The following is a 23,392-nucleotide window of genomic DNA, read 5'->3' as shown; positions in this document are numbered from 1 at the left end:
GTGTGGAAAGTGAGGCTTTTCGAGAGCAAGTACGGATATTTCACCCCGGACGGGAGGGAATACGTGATAGTCGATCCACGAACTCCCCGCCCCTGGGTGAACGTTATAAGTAACGGAGATTACTCCATGATCGCCTCCCACACGGGGAGCGGTTACTCTTGGCGGGGCAACGCTGGCCAGAACCGGATAACCAGATCTTACCAGGACCTGATCAAGGATAGCTGGGGCAAGTACTATTACATACGTGACAGGGAGAGCGGAAGATTCTGGTCGGCAGGCTGGAAGCCGGTAATGGCCCAGTACTCTCTTTACGAAGTGGTCCACGGGATGGGCTATACCATCTACCGCCACCGCGTGGAGGATATCTACTCGGAGATGAAAGTTTTCGTATCGGCAAAGGCGCCGGTGGAACTGGCCGAGATAACCCTGAAGAACGAGGGCGCCACCAGCCGGAGACTCGATATCACATCGTACTTCGAGTGGGTTCTCGGGAACTTCCCCGATGAACACAGGGAGTTTCACAAGCTCTTCATAGTACCGGCCTTCAGAGACAACGCGATCTTCGTAAGGAAGTATCTAGGACAGTTCCCCGACGGGAAGGGAAGGTGGAACAACACCGACTGGAACCAGATCGCCTTTCACGGTGCGAGCGAGCCGGTGAAGTCCTACACCTGCGACAAGGAATCCTTCATCGGGATGTACGGCACCCAGGAGAGACCGGCCGCGCTTTTTGAGGACGAACTGACGGGAAAGTGCGATAGGTTCGGCGATCCCTGCGCCGCCCTGCAGGTGGAGATGGTGCTGGTTCCGGGACAGTCGAAGAGCGTCGTATTCACCACCGGCACCGCGATCATCGGCGAGGAGGACCCGGAGGAACTGCTGAAGTCTCACAGCTCCGTCGGGGCTTCCAGGCGACTCTTCTCGGAATTAAAAGCGATGTGGGACGGTTTGCTCGAGGCCGAGAAGGTCGAAACGCCCGACCCGGGGCTGAATATAATGACCAATTACTGGTCGAAGTACCAGGCGATCTCGGGCAGATTATGGGGCAAGTCCGGGTATTACCAGGTATCGGCCGGTTACGGCTTCAGGGACCAGTTACAGGACTCGCAGATCTTCCTTGTTGCCGACCCGGGCCTCATGAGGAAACAGATCCTACTCCACGCACAACACCAGTTCAGAGAGGGAGACGTCTTTCACTGGTGGTTTACCATAGGCGGTGGCGGTCCGAGGACAGGCTGTTCGGACGACCTTTTGTGGCTTCCCTTCATCACGTCGCAGTACGTGAGGGAAACCCTCGATTACGGCATACTGGATGAAGAGTTGTCCTTCGTCGACGGCGGTTCAGCGACGCTTTATGAGCACTGTAGGCTTGCCATCGAGAAGTCCTTCAAACGTTTCTCGCCACGTGGGCTGCCCCTTATAGGAGAGCATGACTGGAATGACGGAATGAACGCCGTGGGCAGCGACTGGAAGGGAGAAAGCGTTTGGCTTGCTCAATTCATGTACCTTCTGCTCGAGCGGTTCCTGCCTCTTTCAACGAAGCGGGGAGATGGGGTCTTCGCCGACAGGTGCCGCGACGTGATGCAGTCGCTGAAGGACGCCGTGAACGAATACGCCTGGGATGGCGAGTGGTTTATCCGCGCGACCAAAGACGATGGCGGCAAGATTGGCTCGAAGGAGAACGAAGAGGGAAAGATCTTCCTCAACGCCCAGACCTGGGCCGTGATAAGCGATATAACCGATTCCGAAAGGAAGGCCATCGCCATGGACTCGGTCGGAAGGATTCTCCTCAAAGACTTCGGCGCCCTTCTGCTCTACCCGGCCTTCACGAAACCGGCGCCGGATATAGGATATATAACCAGATACGCTCCCGGGCTGAGAGAGAACGGCGGCGTCTACACACACGCGGCCGCCTGGGCGGTCTGGGCCTTCGCACTCATGAAAGACGCCGCCAGCGCCTACAAAGCCTATTCAGGTATCTGCCCGCCCAACAGGAGCGTGGATATAGACAGATACATGGCCGAGCCGTACGTCACTTGTGGCAATTCCGACGGACCGGTCTCGCCGATGTACGGAAGGGGAGGCTGGAGCTGGTACACTGGTTCGGCCCAGTGGCTCCACAAAGTGGCCGTCAGCTGGATACTCGGGATAAGGGTGGAAGACGGCTTCATGGAGATAGATCCCGTAATTCCCCCACACTGGAAGGGTTTCAAATATACGAGGAAGTTCAAAGAGACCGTGTACGAAATAGAGGTAAGAAATCCCGAAAATCTTTCGCACTCAGTCGCAACCGTAACGGTCGATGGGAAGGGAGGCGGTCCGAAGATCTCGATCGTAAACGACGGTAAAACTCACAAAGTAGTGGCTATATTGGGAAGAAGTAAAGACTGACTGAAAAAGGAGGGGAAAGTATGAAAAAGCTAGTGATGATAGGTCTCGTGATCCTGCTCGTTACGGCGGCCATGGCCCAGGCCGTAACGATCGTCTATGCCAACTGGAACCTTAGTCTTGACGTCGAGAAGAAGATAGTCGAGGAGTTCATGAAGACTCACCCGGATATCAAGGTAGAGTTCGCCGATCTCGATTACGGCAAGTACGAAGATTCCCTGATCGCCGCGGCCGCCGCTGGAAAGCTGCCCGACGTCATAATGATTCCGAACATCCCCATGGCTCTTGTAAACGACTGGGCGCTGGACATAACGGCCATGACGGCTAAAGATGCAGAGTGGGAAAACATACCCGCCCCGCTGAGGGGAGCCACCGTTTACAATGAAAAGGTCTTCGCCGTTCCTTCGGGCTTCTATATGCTCGGATACTTCGTCAACGAAGATCTCTTCACCAACTACAACGTTCCGCAGCTGCCTTACGCTCCCGACTGGAACACGATGCTCTCGGCGATCAGAAAACTCACCATCCCCAGGGACGGCGTTCTCGGGATAGCCGAAGAGGTCCAGATCCCCGAGTGGTTCCCGGCGACCAAAGATCCCGCGCTGGGCTACTTTACCTGGGACGGCGAGAAGTACAACCTTGATCACCCGGCCTTCATAGAAGGCGTCAAGATCGCCAAGCAGTTGTTCGACGGCAAATTCGTCTTTGACAGCCTTCCGGAAGAGCAGAAACAGCAGTACAACGCCGGCTGGTACGGAGATGTCTGGAACCAGGGCAAGATAGCTATCAGATGGTCGGGCACCTGGGACACGACCTCTTTCGCCACGCTACCCTTCCCGAGCCGCTTTATCGGCGTTCCCGAAGGTAAGGTGACCATTGTGGGAGATTTCTTCATCATCTCTAAGACGACCGAATACCCGGAGCAGGCCTACGAATTTGCCAAATACATAACCTTCGCTAAAGAGGGTATTCTCAAGAGACTGGAGATCGACACGGCCAACCAGTGGACCTCTTTGCCGCTGACCACAGAACAGGCCGTTCTAGACGAATACTTCAAGGTCAAGAAACTCTTCCCGGGAATCGACGAAGCCTTCGCCAGGATCTCCGAGGGTATAGTCGAAGGCGTCAAGATAGTCCCAGGCTATATCCAGTCACGCTGGACGGCGCCAACCGGAATCAAAGTCGGAGACAACGACAACGCCTCTATAGGCGACGTGATATGGAACAGCATGAGGGGTAACGTGAACATAGCCGACTACGCGGGTCAGTTGAACAAGCTGGCCAACGAGCAGTATAAGAACGCTATCGAGAAGATCGCGGTAATGACCGACTGAATGGAGGCTGAACCATAAGCAAGGGCGGAGCGCTGCTTACCTTTTTCTTTTTGGCTCTCGTTTCAATGGGCGCGAATCTCGCGGTTCCGTACTCCACGCTCTTGCCGGATATTGAACCTTCTTACGGCGGTGGGACCGTCTGGGCCTCGCCGCCCCTTTCTGAAAACCTCCGGAGAAACGACGGCCTCGAGTTGAAGATAAGTCTGAGCGCGCGCGGCCACTACGTCATCAGGCTCGGTTACACGGTTACCGGCTCTTCGATCCTCCCACCCGAAGTTTCAGTCGAGATAAACGGCGCTTACCAGTTCCTCGAGGCGCAGAGAGTTCCGCTCGTTCAGTACTGGAAATACGAGACGCTGGATTTCCCGCTGAACAGATATGGAGACGAAGTCCTACCCTCTCAGACGATGCTCTCGACCCGGCTCGATTACACGCTGCGTGACTCCTCGAGCCTTTTCAGGGAACCGCTGCTCTTCTCGTTCGAGGAGGGTGAAAACACGGTGAAAGTGACACTCCTCTCTGGAGAGATAACCCTGCACTCGCTGGAAGTGCTATCGCTCGAGGTAATTCCCGATTACACGAAACCCGACGCGGACCGGCCGAAAGATGATTTTATCACGATAGTGGAGGCCGAACACCCTTCTTACAAGAGCGACACCACCATCAACTCGGCCTCGAGCAGGAGTCTCGATGTCGTTCCCTTCGACACTTACCGCTCGCTTCTCAATACCTTTGGCGGGGTCTCCTGGAAGAACGGTGGACAGACCGTCTTCTACGAATTTGAGGTACCCTCGGACGGCTACTACAGTATAGCCTTCAAATATATTCAGGATTCGAAGTCGAAGATGAGAGTCTTTAGAAGGATAACGATAGACGGCACCGTGCCATGTAAAGAGCTCGAAAGCTACCCCTTTGACTCCTCGACCGACTGGAAGATAGAAACTCTCCAGAGTGGCGGGGAGAGCCTGGAGCTCTACCTCGCCGGGGGCAGGCATACGCTCGGAATTGCCGTCGACGTGAGCGTTTACGAGAGCGTCCTGATGACTTTGAAAACTATGATAGCCCAAATAAACGACTTCGCCTTGCAGATAAGATACCTCACGGGCGGGGGCGAGATCGACAGGAACGTGGAGTGGGAGATCGAGGACTACTTCCCCGGGATAGATGAAACTCTGGCCGCCATGAGAGAGGCACTCATTCGGGAATACTCGGTGGCCTCCCGGATAAACGGCAACGAGCACTCGCAGGAATTGACCTCTTTCAGAACGGCCATAATGTTCTTGGAGAGGCTTATGAAAGACCCTGACGATATACCGAAAAAGCTCGATTTGCTGGTTGGAAGCGTCGGGTCGATCGTCTCGGAACTCTCCGTCGCCCTGAACGGTTTCCAGAATATGCCGCTCACTCTAGACCGCGTATACATCTACTCCGGTGAAGCTGCCCCCACCTTCAAGAAGGCCTCCATCTTCGCCTCTCTTTGGGAGGGGATCAAGAGGTTCGTCGATTCCTTCAAACCGGTCCGGTACAAAGCCGTGGGGAGTGAAGGGTCGGTGGTTTTGGAAGTGTGGATAAACAGGGCCAGACAGTACTCTGACATAATCCAGCAGCTCGTGGACGACGATTTCACCCCCAGAACTGGGATAGCGGTGGATCTATCGATCATCAAAGATGAACAGAAGCTGATCCTGGCCAACGCGGCGGGTAAGTCGCCGGACATCGCCCTCGGGATAAGCAACTGGATACCCTTCGAGATGGGGATAAGGGGCGCGGCCCTTGCCCTCTCGGATTTCGAAGACTTCCCGCTCTTCGCCCGCAACTTCATGCCCGGAACCTTTCTTCCCTTCATGTACGAAGGTAAAGTCTACGGTCTCCCCGAGACGCAGGATTTCTATCTCACCTTCTACAGAAAAGATGTGCTCGGTATGCTCAACATCACGGTGCCCTCGACCTGGGAGGAGGTAAAGCTCATACTACCGGAGCTGCAAAGAAACGGCATGAACTACTACATTCCGATCGGAGGGATGGCCTCCTCCAAGGCCTTCATGACCACGGCTCCCTTCTTCTTCCAGCACCAAGCGCGGCTGTACAGCGAAGACGGTCTTAGCACTGCGATAGACAGGAAGGAAGGTCTGGAGGCGATACGCGAGATGACCGACCTCTTCACCATATACGGCATGCCCCTCCAGGTATCCAGCTTCTTTGAGCATTTCAGGAAGGCCGACATCCCAATCGGCGTAAGCAATCTTGCAACCTACGTCCAGCTGATGATAGCCGCTCCCGAGCTGAAAGGCCTCTGGGCTCTGGCCCCCTCGCCCGGGGTCGATCAAGGTGACGTCGAGAGGTGGCAGACCGGTTCGGCCCAGGCGGTGGCGATCTTCGCCGATACCGCTTACCCGCAAGAGGCCTGGCAGTTCCTCAAATGGTGGCTCTCACGGGAGACTCAATCTCGCTTCGTCTTCCAGGTTCTCAGCACGTACGGGCTCGAGTATCTGATCCTCCCCTCGAACAGGTTCGCCTTCGAGGACGTGCCGCTTCCCCATGAAGACAAAGAAGCGATACGCGAACAGTGGAAGTGGCTCCAGGAAGTCCCCAGGAGTCCCGCAACTTACATCCTGGAGCGCGAGATAAGCAACATTTGGAACAGAATAGTTCTCGAAGGAAAACCTATAAGGGTGGCCGTCGACGAGGCCGTGCAGAGGATCAACAGGGAGATCCTCAGGAAGATGGAGGAGTTCGGTTACGTCGTGGACGGGAAAAAAGTCAAAGAGTACGATATCCCCGATCTCGAAAAAATACTGGCCTGGTGGAGTGAGTGAGCTGAAAAGATCCGACGGAAGATGGATAGTGGCCTTTCTGGGGCCGTACGCGGTGATCTTCACCATATTCATAATCGTACCGATAATAATCGCGGTACTGCTCTCGTTCACCAATTTCAACACGATCCAGTTTCCCGATTTCGTGGGGCTGAAGAACTATATCTCCCTCTTCACCTACGACGACGTTTTCATGCAGTACGTTCTTCCCAACACCATCAAGTTCGCGCTCATAGTCGGACCGTTGGGTTACGCCCTCTCCTTCTTCCTCGCCTGGATGCTGGCCCAGATTCCGAGGGTGCCCAGAACGATTCTGGCCCTCATCATTTACTCGCCTTCGATGACGGTAGGGGTGGCCATGCAGGTAATCTGGCTGACGATCTTCAGTGGTGACAAGTCCGGTTACCTGAACAGCCTCCTGATGAACCTTGGTCTCATAAACCAGCCCGTGCAGTGGCTCCAGTCGCCGCAGTACCTCATGATCACGATGATAATAGTGACCCTCTGGAGCAGCATGGGCGTTGGTTTTCTCGCCATGCTCGCAGGTGTGCTCAACACCGATCCGGAGCTTTATGAGGCCGGTTACGTCGACGGGATCTCTAAACGCTGGCAGGAGATCTTCTATATCACCGTACCGCTCATGAAGCCCCAAATGCTTTTCGGGGCGGTGATGTCGGTCGTCTCGACCTTCCAGGCCGGTTACATAGGCGTTCTGCTTTCCGGTTCGAACCCGACGCCCCAGTACGCCGGCCAGCTCATAGTCAACCATATAGAGGACTACGGCTTTTTGAGATACGAGATGGGCTACGCCGCCACGATATCGGTCGTACTTCTGCTCATGATATGGATCTCTTCGAAGTTCGTCTGGTCGATCTTCGGGGAAAGGGAGTGAAAAGATGGCCTTTCAGGGCACGAAGATAAACCCGCGGAGGTTTCACAGGAGCCAGATAAAGTTTTACGCGATTCTCATACCTCTGGCCCTCTTCATGTCGCTTCCGATAATCTTCATCTTCATGAACGCCTTCAAGCCGCCGAATGAACTATTCGCCTTTCCGCCGAGAATCTTCGTGAGGAACCCCACCTGGGACAACTTCAAGGCTCTCTTCAACACGGTCACCCAGTCAGGCATACCGGTGAGCAGATACCTCTTCAACAGTCTGTTGATCTCTCTCCTCACTGTTCTGGCGACTATCCTGGTTGGAACGGCGGCCGGGTACGTTTTATCCAAGAAGCAGTTCAGGCTCAAGAAACTGCTCTTCGAAATCAACACGCTGGCGCTCATGTTCGTGCCGATCGCGGTAATGATACCACGCTACATAATAATAGCTAGGACCGGGCTGGTGGACAGCTTTCTGGTTCACATACTGCCCAACCTAGCCATGCCCGTCGGCCTCTTCTTGGTGAAGCAGTTCATAGACCAGATACCCGACTCGCTCATAGAGGCGGCAAGACTCGACGGCGCCAACGACTGGTTCATATACGGCAAGATCATACTGCCCCTCACCAAACCCGCAATCGCAACGATTGCCATACTCTCCTTCCAGACGGCCTGGAGCTCTGTGGAGGCCTCCAATTTCTATATAAACCAGGAGAGCCTGAAGAACTTCGCCTATTATATGTCGACGCTCACCAGCTCCACCAGCGCCATAGCCGGCCAGGGAGTGGCTGCGGCGGCCGGCCTCATAATGTTCCTGCCCAGCCTTGTCATCTTCATATTCACCCAGAGCAAGGTGATGAACACCATGGCTCATTCCGGTATAAAGTGAGGCCCGCGATGAAGAGGCTGATCACTCTCGTATTCCTTCTGGCCGCGGCGGTACTATGCGCAAGCGTTTCCTATAACACGTACACCGTCGGGATCGGCTCATTTCTCGTCAAATCCCAGGAGGCCTTTGAGCCGACCGAAGTGCTTTACGGGGAGTTTCTCTCTCCGGAGGACCTCTTCGTCAGGGACGGTAAGCTGTACGTCGCCGACTCCGGCAACTCTCGGATAGCCGTGCTCGACGGGAAAGAAGTTAGCTACCTGGCCGAATGGGAGGTGCTGAACCCGCAGGGGATCTACGTGGATGAGACGGGAACGCTCTACATCGCCGACTCCTGGGCCAGAAACGTTTACAAATACGACGGACAGGGAGTCCAGACCGGTGTGCTGAGCAGACCAGACTCGCCGCTTTACGGCAAGAGCAACGACTTCATCCCGCTAAAAGTGGCGGCAGACAGGCGCGGGAACGTCTATGTGCTCAGCCAGGGCGTCACGAACGGACTCGTCGTTTTCAACAGAGATGGAAAGTTCGTCGGTTTCTTCGGAGCGAACGAACCCGACGTAACGCTGAGGATGATCCTCCAGAGGCTATTCTTCACACAGTCTCAGAAAGAGCAGCTTCTCCGCATCAAGCCGCCCTCGCCAGGCAACCTGGTGGTGGAAGACTCCGGCCTGGTATGGACGGTAACCACCGGTCTCACAGATAAGGCGATTAAGAGGTTCAACGTCGCCGGTACCAACATATACGGCGACCTCGACTTCTCCAGTTCCGATTTCATAGATCTCGACATAGACGCGTTCGGGAACGTGTACGCCCTGAGCTCGACGGGCCTGATCTTTATCTACGACTCGTATGGGAATCTGCTCTTCCTTTTCGGCGGTCAGAGCTACTACGAAAATAGGAGGGGGCTGCTCAGGTCTCCGGTGGCTATCGACGTGGCCGGGGACGGCAGGATCTACGTTCTCGACAAAGAGGACGGAACGATAACGGTTTTCTCGCCCACGGCCTTCGGCAGCCTGGTGCTGAAGGGTGTCAGTTATTACAACCAGGGGATGTATCTGGAGGGAGAGGCTATCTGGCGTGAAATACAGAAGCTGAACAGCAGTTTTCTCCTGACTTACAAAGTGCTGGGCAACATAGAGTTCAAGAGGGACAACTACGGGCAGGCCTTCGACTACTTCTCGCTGGCGCAGGATAAGCGCAGCTACTCCGAGGCCTTCTGGCATCTCAGAAACGACTGGCTCCAGAAGGTCGTCGGTCTTCTCTTCGTGGCGCTTGTGGCGCTGGCCGTTTTCGATCTCGTCCGTTCGGTCCTCAAGCGGCAGGGGAAGATAAAGCCGCGGTCCAGGGCCGGCAGAGAGATAAGGTTCAGACTGTTCAGGGAGTTGAAGGCTTCGCTGAAGTTCCTGAAGAACCCCTTCGACGCCGTTTACGAGATGAAGAGAAACGGGGCGGTTTCCTTCTCCACTGCCACGTTGCTTTACATATGGATGTACGTTCAAAACGTATTGATTCTCTATCTGGCGTCGCCGCTCTTTGTGGGCTTCAGGGCGCGCAACATCGATTTTCTGGCGCTCTTCTACGACACCTACAGGCTGCTCTTTCTCTGGATAGTGGGAAACTTTCTAGTGAGCGAGATCTCCGAGGGCGAGGGGACTTTCAAACACATCTACATAGGCACTATCGAAGCCTTCCTGCCAATCCTGCTCTTCGCCCTGCCTCTGGCGCTCGTGACCAACCTGCTGACGCTCAACGAGGCCTTCATATACACCTTTTCGATGCAGGCCCTGAACGTCTGGTCGCTCGTTATGCTCCTGATCATAATTTCTCAGGTTCACAACTTCACCTTTGGCGAGACGGTGAAGAACGTTTTGCTGACGCTCTTCGCGATGCTTCTTCTCGCCCTGCTGATCTTCCTCGTGATCATACTTCTGCGCGAGGAGATCGATTTCTTCGTCTCGATCGTCCAGGAGCTGATCTTCCATGCGGGTTAACAGGGCAGTGGTCGGTTACGCGATAAAGATAGCGCTTCTGGTTCTGGCGACGGTCCTTCTGGGCCTTCTGCTCGATTATGAGCCCGGCGAATCGTTGGGAACGCCCCCGGTGGCCTTCGTTCAGAGGCCGTACACCTTCGAGAGCCCGGTCTTCGAAAAGATTCTTGGGAACGAAAATCTGGAGCTGTACTTCGACAAAAGGTCGGCCGGGATAAAGCTCGTCGATCTGAGAAACGGCAAAGTCTGGCATTCGGTTCTGGAAGAGGCCGATAGATCGCTAAACAACGTCTGGCAGGCCTTCTTTAGCTCGGGCGTCACGCTCGAACACATAGACGCCAGGAACACCGTCAGACGGCTGAACTCAGTCAGGGACGGTGAGACTGGCTTTGTAGATCTCTCTTCGGATAGCTTCAGCGTGGCCATCGCTTTCCCCGATGTAGGGGCCGCAATCGAGGTCAAATATACACTCGGGGTCGATTCTCTGGATATATCGGTCACGCGGGTCGAAGAGGGCGCGATCAAATTGACTTCACTCTACCTCTACCCATTCATGGGCGCATCGAAAGGAACGGTTCCCGGAAGCTTCCTCATTCCCGACGGTATAGGCGCGGAGCTCAACCTCTCGAAAAAGACGATCGCTACCTCGCCCTTCATCGCGAGGGTGTATGGACGGGACGAAGGCTTCACAGATATTCCGACTACTTTCAGCCTGGATATGGTGACCGATCCAGAGAGAATAACCCTGCCCTTCTTCGCGATAACGGCCGGCGACTCGGCTATGCTAGGCGTGATAGCGGGCGGCGATCTCTACGCCGAGGTCCAGGCCTACAAGTCTGGCATAGTCACCCCCTTCAACTGGATAACCACAAGATTCATATACAGGGAAATGTACAGAAAGCTCCTGAACAAGAAGGGCGAGGGCGTAAGCATACCTCAGGCTCAGAGGAACGCCGTGTCGCCGACGTTGAGATTTTACTTTCTCGACGGCAAGAACTCGTCCCCGTCGGGGATAGCCGCCAAAGCCAGGGAGGATTTCCTTCGGAGGGGACTCATCCCCTCGCGCCGGCTCGAGCAGGTCGTCCCGCTGAAGCTGGAGTTCCTGGTTTCGGAAAGCGAAAAGACCACCTTCGGCAGAAAGGTCCATATAATGACTCCACAGAGCGAACTGGAGAAAATACTTACCGACGTCAGGAGATACTCTCAACGGACCGTGGTCGTTTTGAGGGGCTACACCTCCGGCGGGCTCTCCACCTCCTCGCCCGATCACCTGCCCCTGGAGAGGAAAGCGATAGAAGATATATCAAGGCTAAGCGACTTCTATTTCTATGTGGACTATCTGACGGCTTACGAAGGATCCGGGGGCGTATCGAGAGCCCGCTACGCTCAGAACAGATCTGAACAGATCATGATCGACGGTCCGAGATTCATCATAGATCCGCGGGAAACGGCCTCTTTCGTGCTCGAAGAACTCGAGAGCTTCTCGAAACTCGGGATCGAGAAGTTCGCCCTCGCCAACCTCGCCGAACTGGCCTTCTCGACCAGGGACAGTAACAGAACTGAAAACGTGGAAGCCCTTTTGGAGACGGTCTCGCTCTTCGACGGGCCGATCCTGTACAACCCCAACCTTTACATGATCTCCAGGGCTTCACACGTCTCCGACATCCCCGTCTCGAACTCGGGTTACCTCATAGAAGACAGCGTCGTCCCGCTTCTGCCGTTGGTGTTGAGGGAGTCCTTCTGGCTCTTCACCGCTCCCATAAACCTCACGTCCGACTTCAGACGTGAACTGCTCAGGGCCGTCGATTATGGGCTCTTCCCTGGCTTCTACATAACTTTCGAGAGTTCGATGAAACTTGTAGAGACCGCCTCGTCCGACCTCTTCTCCACCGGGTACGAAAGCTGGAGCGAGAAGATCGAGTTCGCCTACGACTTCGTCTCGAAGGCCCTCGAAAATACGGTCGGCTCACGGCTCGTCGAACGCGTCGAAGTGGCTGACGGTCTCTTCAGAAACACCTACGATAACGGAACGTCCATAACGCTGAACTACAACGAAAACCCGGCGAGAGCGGGAGATCTCGAAATAGAGCCTCTCTCCTACGTTGTCGAGGTGAGCAGATGAGAATGAAAATAAGGACCAGAGAGGCGCTCCAGGGCCTGGCCTTCATATCACCCTGGCTCATTGGTTTTCTGATTTTCACGCTCGTACCGCTGGTTAGGACTTTCTGGCTGAGCCTCAACGAGGTCAGGGTTACGGCAAGCGGGATCCGCACCTTCTTCGTGGACTTCAAGAATTACAAGGACGCCTTCCTGACCGACGTGACGTTTTCTGGAATGTTGATCGACTACGCTCTGCAAATGGCAGTCTATATACCGGTAATCATCTCCTTCTCTATGGCCGTCGCGCTTCTGCTCAATCTCAAGATTAAGGGACAGGGCCTCTTCAGGACGATCTTCTTCCTCCCCGTGATAATCTCCAGCGGGCCGGTCCTGGCCGAACTGACCGACAAAGGCGCGATGACCTTCGAGGGACTGACAAACCTCGGTTTCCTCGTAAATCTCCAGGCCACACTGCCACCGTCGATCGCCAGGCTGCTCGCCTTCGCAGTCGGCTCTTTCATAGTGATCCTCTGGTTCTCGGGCGTGCAGATTCTCATCTACCTCGCCTCACTCCAGAAGATCGACAGGAGTATGTACGAAGCGGCCAGGATCGACGGGGCTTCCGGCTGGCAGATCCTCTGGAAGCTGACGATTCCTTCGCTCATCCCTATTACCTTCATAAACATCGTATATACGATAGTGACCGTCTCTACCTTCTCCACAAGCGCCGTGATCCAGAAGATACAGACGGACATGTACAGACCGGAAAAGGGGCTCGGCTACGCCTCGGCCCTCTCATGGATCTACTTTCTGGTCATGCTCGCGATCATAGGGATGTTCGTTCTGATCAACGTGATATACAGAAAGAAGGGGGGCGAGAGGTCTTGAACGTTCCGCGACTGAACAGGAAGGTGAAGACTGCGGCCGGCATTGCCTCGGTCTATTTCACCCTGCTACTGATCGGCTTCGTCTTTATATACCCGGTGATATACATAGTATCGTACAGCTTCATGGACACCGAGGATCTCGTCAACCCGCTGGTGAGATGGCTGCCGACGAAGCTCTATATCGGGAATTTCAGCGAGGCGGCCAGTGTGCTGGATTTCGCGCCCACCCTGATGAAGACGCTCATCGTGACGGTCCTGCCCTCGATCCTCCAGACCATCTCGGCCTCGATTGTCGGGTATGGCTTCTCGCGCTTCCGCTTCCCTGGAAAAAAGATAATGCTCGCGGCGCTACTGGCGACCTTTATAATCCCCCCGCAGGTCACCATGATTCCCCAGTTTCTCATGTTCCGCGATCTCAAACTCCTCGAGACGATCTGGGCCTTCATACTCCCGGCGACCTTCACGCAGGGAATCAGAAGCGCCATATTCGTGCTGATCTTCTATCAGTTTTTCAACATGCTCCCGCGCTCGCTCGAAGAGGCGGCCAAGATAGATGGAGCCTCGACTTTCAAGATTTTCTACCGGATAGCCGTGCCTTCGGCTACCCCGGCGTATATAATAGCCTTTCTTTTCTCGCTGGTCTGGTACTGGAACGAAACGACGCTCACGGCCCTCTACCTCGGAGAGAAATGGGCCACGCTGCCGCTTAAGCTCCAGAATTTCGCCGTCACCTTCAGGAGACTCTACCCGGCCGATCCCTACTCGGTGGTGGGCAAGAACCTAAACGAAGCGATAGTAATGGCCGGAACCTTCCTGACTCTGATCCCGTTGCTCATGATATATTTCTTCACGCAGAGCTGGTTCGTCGAAAGCATAGACAGAACCGGCATAACCGGGGAGTGATCGAATGAAAAACCTGAAAAGCTGCCTCACCGCTCTTTTAATACTGCTGTGCGTCTTCGCCACAGGTTCTCAAAATCTTGAGAGGGAATACAAAGGTTCCTTCTATTATTTCTGGGAACAGACAAATACTCTGGATCATTCTCCAGGTTATGGGCTGGTTCGAGACAGGTTTCCCGGTAATCCATCGATAGCCAGCATCGCGGCAGTGGGTTTCGGGCTGACCGCGATACCGATCGGTGTCGAGGAAGGCTGGATCAGCTACGAAGACGGTTTTGAAAGGGCTTCGAGAACTCTGGACACCTTCCTGAAGCTTGAGAATTTCCACGGTTTCTTCTTTCACTTTCTTGATTTCAACACAGGAGAGAGGGCCTGGGATTGCGAAATATCGACGATCGACACGGCTATCTTCCTCTGCGGCGCCCTGACGGCCGGAGAGTACTTCGGCGGAGAGGTCGCCGAAAAGGCATCGGCCCTGTACGAAAGGGTCAACTGGAACAGGATGATCGATTACCGCAACAACTATTTCTACATGGCCTACTACCCGGAGAAGGGCTTTCAGGGATTCTGGGACTTCTACGCCGAACAGCTCATGATGTATGTCCTGGCGGCCGGAGCTCCCAATCCCAAATACAGGATCGATCCGGTCGTTTACTACTCCTTCAAGAGGTACGAGGGCTCTTACAAAGGGGAGCGGTTCATTCACTCCTGGTTCGGCTCGCTCTTCACCTACCAGTTCAGCCACGCCTGGATAGATTTCCGAAAAATCCGCGACAGGGACGGAATCGACTGGTTCGAGAACTCCATCAGGGCCTCTCTGGCCAACTACAACTATTGCAAAGACAACGCCGACCAGTACACCGGCTTCGTCATCGGCTGGGGAGTCACGGCCTGCGACGGACCGGGCGGATACAACGGACTTCTTGGAACGCCTCCCTCGGGAAACAACAGCACCGCTCACAGAGTCGACGGCACGCTCGCCCCGGCCGGCGCGCTGGGATCGATAGTCTTTTTGCCAGACAGGTCTCTAGAGGCTCTCGAGGCCTATTACGAACTGCCAGACCTCGTGGGCGGGTACGGCCTGAAGGACTCGTTCAACCTCGACCTCGACTGGTTCGCCTCCGATTACATAGGCATAGACAAGGGAATAACGCTGCTCATGATCTCAAATTACAGAAACGATCTTGTCTGGAATATACTTATGGAGAGCGAATACATAGTAGACGGGCTCGATAGACTGGGTTTCGAGGTGGAGAGAAGATGAAGTTTGAAGAGATACTGGATCTCGAGGAGAGATCGTCGTTCGACTTCTTCTGGAAGGAGTCCTCCCTTTCCGACAGGGGTTACGGCCTGATAAGGGACAACACGAAAGACAGAAACGTTGCGAGCATCGCCTCGGTGGGCTTCGGCCTATCGGCCCTGCCAGTAGGTGTTGAAAGGGGCTGGATAAGCAGAAAGAGCGGCGAAGAAAGAGCGGTAAAGACGCTGAAGAGCTTCCTGAACAACGTTGAACAGAAAGAAGGCTTCTTTGTGCATTTCATAGATATGATCGAAGGCAGGAGGGCTTACAGATCGGAAGTCTCGGTTATCGACACCGCGCTCTTTCTCATGGGCGGGCTCGTCGCGGCCGAATACTTCGGCGGGGAGACGTCGGAGCTTTTCAGGACCATTTACGGACGGGTGAACTTCCCCTGGTACGTGAATGGGGAGAGAAACTGCTTCTATATGGGCTACAGCTACGAACGTGGCTTCTGGGGAGGGTGGGATCGCTACGCCGAACAGATAATCATGTACGTACTGGGCGCCGCCTCTCCGACCTGCCCGACGGACCCGTCGCTTTATTACTCCTTCGCCAGAGACAGGGGGACCTACGAAGAGCTGGAAGTGATCCACACATACACTGGCTCGCTCTTCACCTATCAGTTCAGCCACGCCTGGATAGATTTCCGAAAAATCCGCGACAGGGACGGAATCGACTGGTTCGAGAACTCCATCAGGGCCTCTCTGGCCAACTGGAAGTACTGCTCAAGCGAGGGGAAAAACTACAGAACCCTGCATGAAAGATCCTGGGGACTCACCGCCTGCGACTCTCCGGATGGCTACAGGGGAGATTTCGGAGCGCCGCCTTCGGCCAAATCCAACACCGCTCACAGAATCGACGGAACCGTGCCACCCTGTGGAGCGCTTGGCTCGATCGTATTCGTCCCCGGGATAGTCGAAGAGACAGTGAAACACTACTTCGAAAACGTGCCGGAACTCTGGAGCGAGTACGGATTTCTAGATGCCTACAACCTCGACAGAAACTGGATCTCGGACAGGGTCATCGGCATAGACAAGGGAATAACGCTGCTCATGATCGAAAACTACAGAAGCGGAATGATCTGGGAACTGACCATGGGTAGCGAATACATAAAAAACGGCCTCGAAAGGCTGGGCTTCTCACGGCGGGAAGAGTGGTAAGAGCCATCCTTGGAAAGAACATAAGAATGGTTCCTCGTTCCGACGCTACGCGTCCAGGTTGTTCGTTCTTGGAACCAGATCCCGGATCAAGTCCGGGATGACCCTGAACAGGAGATCCCAAACAGGAGCCCTGAACAAGAGCATTTCAGGGCAGGCTCATTGGGGCAGGCTCCGTGGGATACCAACATATCGTTATTGCGGAAGGGCTAGATTCTGTCATTCCGACAAAGCTCCTGGTCGGAATCTTGATGCTACTTCTTATGATTTCAACCAAGAACGAAGAACAGATCCTCGCTCTTGAACGAGCAACGGGTTCTCCTCGGAGAACGGAGAACCGTCCAACGGAGAACCGGTTTCACTTCGCTCTTTCCGACCATAACCTCTTACCACCAACCACAATTCCTGAAAAAACCCAGATCCTGAACAGGAGCGCTTCAGGATGACGAAATAAGTTGGTTCTGATCAGATGGCTTTGAATTGCTTCTTGAGGACTGGGTCAATCTCTTTTTTGCTCCTGACCAACCCCCAACCTGCTACCCGCAACCCGGTCTTCCAAGAGCAGATCCCGGATCAAGTCCGGGATGACAGAGGGACTTCCACGAATCGCTGCCCGGACAACTTCCTCAGTTGCATTGAAACCCTGAATTAATTACCGGTTCTCTTCACGAGACCCCATACCCTGTAATCGATACCCTGCTCTTCGCGTCATGAACTTGTTTCAGCATCTCTATCCTAAGAACCGCTGTGCGCTTAAGAGAAAAAACCCGCTGGTGGCTGATGAAAACAGCGTTGTCCGTCAACGGTCCACCGCCGCCAAGAAGCGCTGGTTCTTCGTTCCGACGCTACGCGTCCAGGTTGTTCGTTCTTGGAACCAGATCCCGGATCAAGTCCGGGATGACAGTGTTACGCGATTGCGAGAACGGCACTTACAGTCATGCTGAAAGAAGCCGTCCTTGGTCCTTCCAAGATCATGGACCCGTCCTTAGAAGAGCAGTTGCAAGTAGTCCGTTCCAAATTGCGAACAAAAGAACCGCTGAGCGCTTAAGAGCAAAAACCCGCTGGTGGCTGATGAAAACAGCGTTGTCCGTCAAGGCTCCACCGTCCTCCGAGAGGATCAAAACCAGATCCCGGATCAAGTCCGGGATGACAGAGTGAGGGACTTCCACGAATCGCTGCCTGGACAACTTCCTCAGTTGCATTGAAACCCTGAATTGATTGCCGGTTCTCTTCACGAGACCCCATACCCTGTAATCGATACCCTGCTCTTCGCGTCATGAACTTGTTTCAGCATCTCTATCCTAAGAACCGCTGTGCGCTTAAGAGAAAAAACCCGCTGGTCGCTGAGCGAAAGAATTCGTCATTCTGAACTTGATTCAGAATCTCGATGATGTTCTCTTGTTGAATGCCAATAACGAGCTTACCTCATCGCCCTTTAGAAAAAGGTCTTCTTTCTTCTTGTTGCAACTTGCATCTTGGAACTTGCAACAATTCTTTTCGGAGAACGGAGAACAATTCAACGGTGGACCACTCTTTTGCTCTTCCAACCTCTGACCACTGACCTCTAACCTCTAACCTCGTTTCTCCCTTCTGTGTGGCCGTCCTTTATATGGAGATCGAGCTGGCTGAAAGGAATCTCTATGCCGTTTTCGTCGAATCTGGATTTTATGATCTTTGCCAGTTCGGTGCTTGAGTCTATGAAGTTTGCCTTCTCTACCCAGAACCTGACGACGAAGTCTATGGAAGACGCGCCGTATCCGGTGAACTGTATCATCGGTTTGTGGTTGTCATCGACGTAAAGCTTCTCGTAAGAATTTACGGCTTCCTCCAGGATCTTCATGACTTTGTTCAGGTCGCTCGAATAGGAAACCCCGACGTTGAGATCGTTTCGTCTTATGTTGTCGGGCCAGAAGTGAATAATCGTTGCTGCCCAGACGTTTTTGCTAGGGATCGTGACTAGCTTTCCGTCCCATGTCTTTATGAGCACGTGATTGAGTTTGATCTCCTGGACTCCTCCGGATGTCCCTCCGATGTCAACTGCCTCTCCCTCGTAGATTAGCTTGTTTATCATTATTAGTATCCCGCAGATTAGGTTTTCTAGAGGCTCCTTGACAGCGAGACCGACAATGATACCGGATACTCCGAGACCGGCGAGAACGGGAGCCAGATTCTTGAAGAGAACCGAGATAATTATGAAGGCCGCCAGAGCATAGAAGGCGAGGTTGAACAGCGTTCTCATTGTCTTCCGATATTGAATGGAGACAACGGATGTCTTCTCAGTGAATTTAATGAATGCTTTGTAGAAGATGCCCGAAAGCCATTTTGCAACCAGAAGGATTGCGATGCTGATCCCGATTCTAATCGCCCATTCGATTATTGTTTGGATTACATCATTCATGATTTTCCCTCCTTCTTCCTATATAACAATTCTTACATAGATCCCTGGAAAACCCAACCCCGATGAGGCTGGTGGCTTTTCTGGATCAATAGAAGAGCTGAAATGGAGTTTGAAAGATCTACTGTTTGAGCTTTCCGTCAAGATGATCTTCAAGTTTTGAGAAACCTATACTCTGGAGAATGGACAGACTCTTATGCAAATACCGCAGTCCGTCCCGTTTCTTCTCCAGTAGGAGTAGCAGAGCTCGTGGTCAACCTTCCATCTTGGCGTATCATTGGCTTTTTGTCCTTCGCAGCCGGGAATTGCGGAAACCGGACACTCGCGGGAACAGATTCCGCAGTCGCTGCAGAATCGCTCGAGATTCTTTTCCAGTGGTGGGGTACATTTCAAGGGCATTTCAGTGGTCACAAGTCCCAGCTTCATTCTTGGTCCTAGACTGGAGGAGATAAGAAGGCCATGCCTTCCTATTAACCCAAGTCCGGCGGCGGCACCGACTATCGGTAGAACTGCGAGATAGTTTCCGTCCATATGATTTCTGGCGGAGTAACCCAGCCCCCTAATGAAGTACGAGATAGTCAGTCCGATCATGGCTGCCTTCAAGTATTTCCTGGAGCTTTCGACCATTGCTGGCATGGCCGGTGCAGCATCTATCATTTCGCCGTCCAACTCGACAGCGAAGACTATTCCGAAGGGAAGCCGTAAGCTTATTTCATCCCCATAATTCTCTCTATGTCTTCCCCTGTGGCTATAATAGAACTCGGGTTTCATATTCGTTATGGCTACGAGTTCCGCGCCGCTGTCAATAGCGATGCGTTTGATTGTCTCGGTAGCGGTTGTTATATCTACGTGAAGCTTCTCACTAGATGGTTTTCCATCACACAGGCTTCGTAGACTGGCAACAAGGGAGAAATTCGAACTCACCTCTGAAGCATCTAGAGGATCGTAAGAAGGAGAATTTCTGTCGCAGAGATCGGGTCTTTCGCGAAGCTCGTCATCTATCTCCTTCAACTCGGGATGTCTAGAGTAGTAGTCGCAGTACTCAGGAGTACCGGCTTCATAATTCATCCGAGCAAAAATCGTGTTGCGCTCATCGTATCTGCGCATTCTCTTCACCACCGATTTGCAATATGTCTTTCAATTATACAATCAGTCCCTTTGCACTCTTCGACTGCCCTATAATTGAGTATAGAGGTGAAGAAGGGAGAGAATCTTCATTACGGATTAGCGTCCCGGCGCTGCAGTTTCTCTGCTGAACAACTTTCGGTGTGAGACTGCTAACTGCGGCCGTTTCCGATTCAACGATGCTATACTGTTTTTGTGGAAACGGCTTTTTCCGAGAAGAATCTTCGGAATTCCGATCATTATTTGGAAATCGGCAGAATGGATTTCTTTATACCGATCCTCGTAGTTCTCCCCTGTAAGGGCAAATCATCTGACTTCTTCTTTAGAGGACAACCGGGTATCACATCTTCATTGGGGTAACTGGAAGAGCATCGACTTGTTCCCTCTGTTTCAGATGAACTCTCGAGGGGTCTGCGAAGGACGAAACTACAAGTAACGATATCAGGATGGTGGTGAAATGAAGGATAGGAAAAGGGAATTTGATGCAATAGTCATTGGTTCCGGCCAGGGAGGTACTCCCCTCGTACTCTCCCTTGCAGATGAGGGATGGAGGGTTGCCCTTGTCGAGAGGAAGGCAGTTGGAGGAACGTGTGTAAATGAAGGATGTACGCCAACGAAGACCATGATAGCAAGTGCAAGAGTGGCGCATCTTGTCCAGCGATCAGAGGAATACGGAGTTGTTGCGGGAGAATCTTCAGTCGATATTCAGAAGGTTATTCAGCGAAAGAGACAAGTTGTTGAGAGCTTCAGAGAAGGCAGCAGGAAAAGGATTATTGATTCTCCTAACCTTTCTCTGATTGAAGGCAGCGCAAGTTTTGTTGGTGACAGAGAGCTTGAAGTAAGGCTTAAGGAGGGGGAGACCGAGCTAATTGAGGCAAGGACAATTGTGATCAATACAGGAACGAGCCCGGCAACTCCAAAAATACCTGGTCTTGAACGAGTTGAAGCACACGACTCTACGTCGATAATGGAACTCGACGAACTTCCGGAGCACTTGATAGTCCTTGGTGGTGGGTACGTGGGTCTTGAATTCGGTCAGATGTTCAGGCGTTTTGGAAGCAGGGTAACGATAATTCAGAGGGATAAGCAGTTGCTTTCACTTGAAGATGAGGACATTGCGACGTTGGTTCTGGAGATTCTCAGAGGTGAAGGCATAGATGTTCTACTGGAATCAGAACCGATAGAAATCGATAGTTGTGAAGGCAACAGGAATAGTGTAAGGTTACGTTTTTCGGATAAGGAAAAGCCGGTAGTCGGAAGTCACTTGTTACTGGCGACCGGAAGGGTACCCAACACTCCTGATCTTAATCTCGAAAGGGCAGGAGTTAAGGTTGACGGTAGAGGTTTTATTGAGGTCAACAGTAAGCTGGAGACCACAACCAAGAATGTATATGCCATCGGAGATGTCAAGGGCGGGCCCGCCTTCACCCACATTTCATACGATGATTTCAGGGTAATGAAAGAGAATCTCGTAAACGGGAGGGGTTTGACGATACAAGAGAGGTTTGTTCCATACGTGGTGTTCATAGATCCCCAACTTGGCAGGATAGGTCTTACTGAGAAACAAGCTGTTAGTCAAGGACGTCAATTCCGTGTGGCGACTCTCCCCTTTGATAGAGTGGCTCGGGCGATCGAAACGAATGAGACGCGTGGAATGATGAAGGCTCTTGTAGATTCGAAGACAGACCGGATTATTGGAGCAGCGATTCTGGGAGTGGAGGGTGGCGAGATCATGTCTGCAATTCAGATTGCAATGATGGGTAATCTTCCCTATACTTCGCTGAGAGATGGTATTTTCGCACACCCGACGTTTGCAGAGTCTCTTAACAATGTTTTCATGGGACTGGATACTTAGCGGAAGAAAACGTCATTACTTCATTTTCTATACTGCATTTTAGCTGCAAGGAGAAACTAGAAGTCTTCCTAAGGCAGCAGCGCTTAGTAAAACTATCTCCTCACCGGGAGGAAAATCCTTCGCTTCCCCGCAATTCGCATTCTACCCCTTCTTAGTATTTTTTTGGACAGTCATGGTATTTCGAAAAGAATCTATCCTTGGAGAGAAAAATTCTTATTGGCTCTTTTTCAAGAATGCAAGAAAGGCGATCTCTAAAGACCTTATAAACAAAGTCTGAATCTCAGGATTGAAGCTATTTTCAAATCGTTATCGATTCTGATCTGAGTATTGTGGACCTACATACTCGCCGAAGCATTGAAAATCAAGTGTGATAGTGTACAATTAAATGGAGTATAATTATCGGCAATACAAATGATGGAGGTTGTTTATTGTGAAGAGATTGATTTTAATTGGATTATTGTTCATAGCATTTTCAGGTTTTGCACTGAAGGGGCCGATTACGGTGGCATCGAAGATAGACACGGAAGGCGCGCTCCTGGGCCAGATGATTGTAACTGTCCTCGAGAAGAATGGATTCGAGGTTGTAGACAAGACTGAATTCGGTACGACGAGCGTCATTCGAAAGGCGATCACTGCCGGAGAGATAGATATCTACCCTGAGTACACGGGCAACGGAGGGTTCTTCTTCGATGACACCGATCCCACGGTATGGAAGAACGCGAAATCCGGATATGAGACGGTGAAGACCCTCGATCTTGAAAGGAACGGACTCGTGTGGCTTACCCCCGCCCCGGCAAACAACACCTGGGCTCTGGCTATCCGAAAGGATATTTCCGACGGTGAAGGAATCAAGACTCTCGAGGACCTTGCGAATTATGTGAACGGTGGAGGCTTCATCAAGCTTGCCGCTTCCGAGGAGTTTCTTACGAGAGCCGATGCGATGCCAGCCTTCCAGGAGGCATATGGCTTTGAGCTTTCCAACGATCAGCTTCTGGCCTTCTCCGGAGGAAACACCGCTCAGACGATCAGAGCCGCAGCGCAAAGCATCGACGGGGTAAATCTGGCTATGGCCTACGGTACTGATGGTGCCCTCTCGGCTCTGAGGCTGGTCGTCCTTGAAGATACCAAAGGCGTGCAGCCAGTATATGAGCCTGCCCCGATAGTGAGAAAGGAGATCTTCGAGATGTACCCCGAGATCGGAGAACTGCTAAAGCCGGTCTTCGAATCTCTCGATCTGGAGACGCTTCAGTCCTTGAACGCTTCGATAGCGATTGAGGGCCTGGACGCGGGCGACGTAGCCGAACAGTATCTCAAGTCGAAGTCTTTGATAGATTAAAGCCTATGGCGTCCTTTGCGCGACGAAAAGATATGATGGCCATTCTTG

General features: G+C 52.9%; 15 protein-coding genes. 13 read left to right on the top strand and 2 right to left on the bottom strand.

The genetic code is table 11. The features are described 5' to 3' along the window. Positions 1–9 precede the first annotated feature (9 nt). The 11 genes from THEBA_RS12365 to THEBA_RS12315 all read left to right on the top strand — a co-directional run bounded on the left by THEBA_RS12365 (position 10) and on the right by THEBA_RS12315 (position 16,636). Positions 10–2,391 (top strand): GH36-type glycosyl hydrolase domain-containing protein, encoded by a 2,382-nt coding sequence (locus THEBA_RS12365; protein WP_014731826.1) that lies wholly within the window; start codon positions 10–12, stop codon positions 2,389–2,391. 20 nt (positions 2,392–2,411) lie between these two features. Next, positions 2,412–3,722 (top strand): ABC transporter substrate-binding protein, encoded by a 1,311-nt coding sequence (locus THEBA_RS12360; RefSeq protein ID WP_014731825.1) that lies wholly within the window; start codon positions 2,412–2,414, stop codon positions 3,720–3,722. 65 nt (positions 3,723–3,787) lie between these two features. Beyond that, positions 3,788–6,538 carry an extracellular solute-binding protein gene (locus tag THEBA_RS12355; protein ID WP_014731824.1) on the top strand — a complete coding sequence of 917 codons (2,751 nt, stop codon included), beginning with the start codon at positions 3,788–3,790 and terminating at the stop codon, positions 6,536–6,538. Then, positions 6,531–7,427: a carbohydrate ABC transporter permease gene (locus THEBA_RS12350; protein ID WP_049794066.1), complete on the top strand. Its 897-nt coding sequence runs from the start codon at positions 6,531–6,533 to the stop codon at positions 7,425–7,427. The genes THEBA_RS12355 and THEBA_RS12350 overlap by 8 nt, the downstream gene beginning before the upstream one ends. A gap of 4 nt (positions 7,428–7,431) precedes the next feature. Beyond that, positions 7,432–8,301: a carbohydrate ABC transporter permease gene (locus THEBA_RS12345; RefSeq protein WP_014731822.1), complete on the top strand. Its 870-nt coding sequence runs from the start codon at positions 7,432–7,434 to the stop codon at positions 8,299–8,301. 8 nt (positions 8,302–8,309) lie between these two features. Then, complete coding sequence (locus THEBA_RS12340) at positions 8,310–10,292, top strand: NHL repeat-containing protein (protein ID WP_014731821.1); 1,983 nt, start codon at positions 8,310–8,312, stop codon at positions 10,290–10,292. Further along, complete coding sequence (locus tag THEBA_RS12335) at positions 10,282–12,411, top strand: DUF5696 domain-containing protein (protein WP_014731820.1); 2,130 nt, start codon at positions 10,282–10,284, stop codon at positions 12,409–12,411. Before THEBA_RS12340 ends, THEBA_RS12335 begins: the two co-directional genes overlap by 11 nt. Beyond that, a complete protein-coding gene (locus tag THEBA_RS12330; protein WP_014731819.1) occupies positions 12,408–13,277 on the top strand; it encodes a carbohydrate ABC transporter permease in 870 nt (289 codons plus the stop codon). Before THEBA_RS12335 ends, THEBA_RS12330 begins: the two co-directional genes overlap by 4 nt. Beyond that, positions 13,274–14,179, top strand: a complete 906-nt coding sequence (locus tag THEBA_RS12325) for a carbohydrate ABC transporter permease (protein ID WP_014731818.1) — start codon at positions 13,274–13,276, stop codon at positions 14,177–14,179. Before THEBA_RS12330 ends, THEBA_RS12325 begins: the two co-directional genes overlap by 4 nt. 4 nt (positions 14,180–14,183) lie before the next feature. Continuing rightward, entirely contained in the window at positions 14,184–15,440 is a 1,257-nt protein-coding gene (locus THEBA_RS12320; protein WP_014731817.1) for a glucoamylase family protein, read from the top strand. After that, a complete protein-coding gene (locus tag THEBA_RS12315) occupies positions 15,437–16,636 on the top strand; it encodes a glucoamylase family protein (protein ID WP_014731816.1) in 1,200 nt (399 codons plus the stop codon). Before THEBA_RS12320 ends, THEBA_RS12315 begins: the two co-directional genes overlap by 4 nt. Positions 16,637–18,197: 1,561 nt before the next feature. Here THEBA_RS12315 and THEBA_RS12300 read toward each other — a convergent pair. Both THEBA_RS12300 and THEBA_RS12295 read right to left on the bottom strand, forming a co-directional pair. Further along, entirely contained in the window at positions 18,198–19,031 is an 834-nt protein-coding gene (locus THEBA_RS12300; protein ID WP_014731814.1) for a mechanosensitive ion channel family protein, read from the bottom strand. Between the two features lie 165 nt (positions 19,032–19,196). Beyond that, positions 19,197–20,135, bottom strand: a complete 939-nt coding sequence (locus THEBA_RS12295; RefSeq protein ID WP_014731813.1) for a 4Fe-4S dicluster domain-containing protein — start codon at positions 20,133–20,135, stop codon at positions 19,197–19,199. Positions 20,136–20,610: 475 nt separating this feature from the next. Between THEBA_RS12295 and THEBA_RS12290 the strand changes: the two genes are divergently transcribed. Together THEBA_RS12290 and osmF are read left to right on the top strand one after the other, a co-directional pair. Next, positions 20,611–22,008 (top strand): mercuric reductase, encoded by a 1,398-nt coding sequence (locus THEBA_RS12290; protein ID WP_014731812.1) that lies wholly within the window; start codon positions 20,611–20,613, stop codon positions 22,006–22,008. Positions 22,009–22,429: 421 nt separating this feature from the next. Further along, positions 22,430–23,344 carry a glycine betaine ABC transporter substrate-binding protein OsmF gene (osmF, locus tag THEBA_RS12285; RefSeq protein ID WP_041928283.1) on the top strand — a complete coding sequence of 305 codons (915 nt, stop codon included), beginning with the start codon at positions 22,430–22,432 and terminating at the stop codon, positions 23,342–23,344. The last annotated feature ends 48 nt before the right edge of the window (positions 23,345–23,392 follow it).

Origin of the sequence: Mesotoga prima MesG1.Ag.4.2 (genome assembly GCF_000147715.2) — a bacterium.
GTDB lineage: Bacteria > Thermotogota > Thermotogae > Petrotogales > Kosmotogaceae > Mesotoga > Mesotoga prima.
This window is presented reverse-complemented; position numbering and strand designations above follow the sequence as displayed.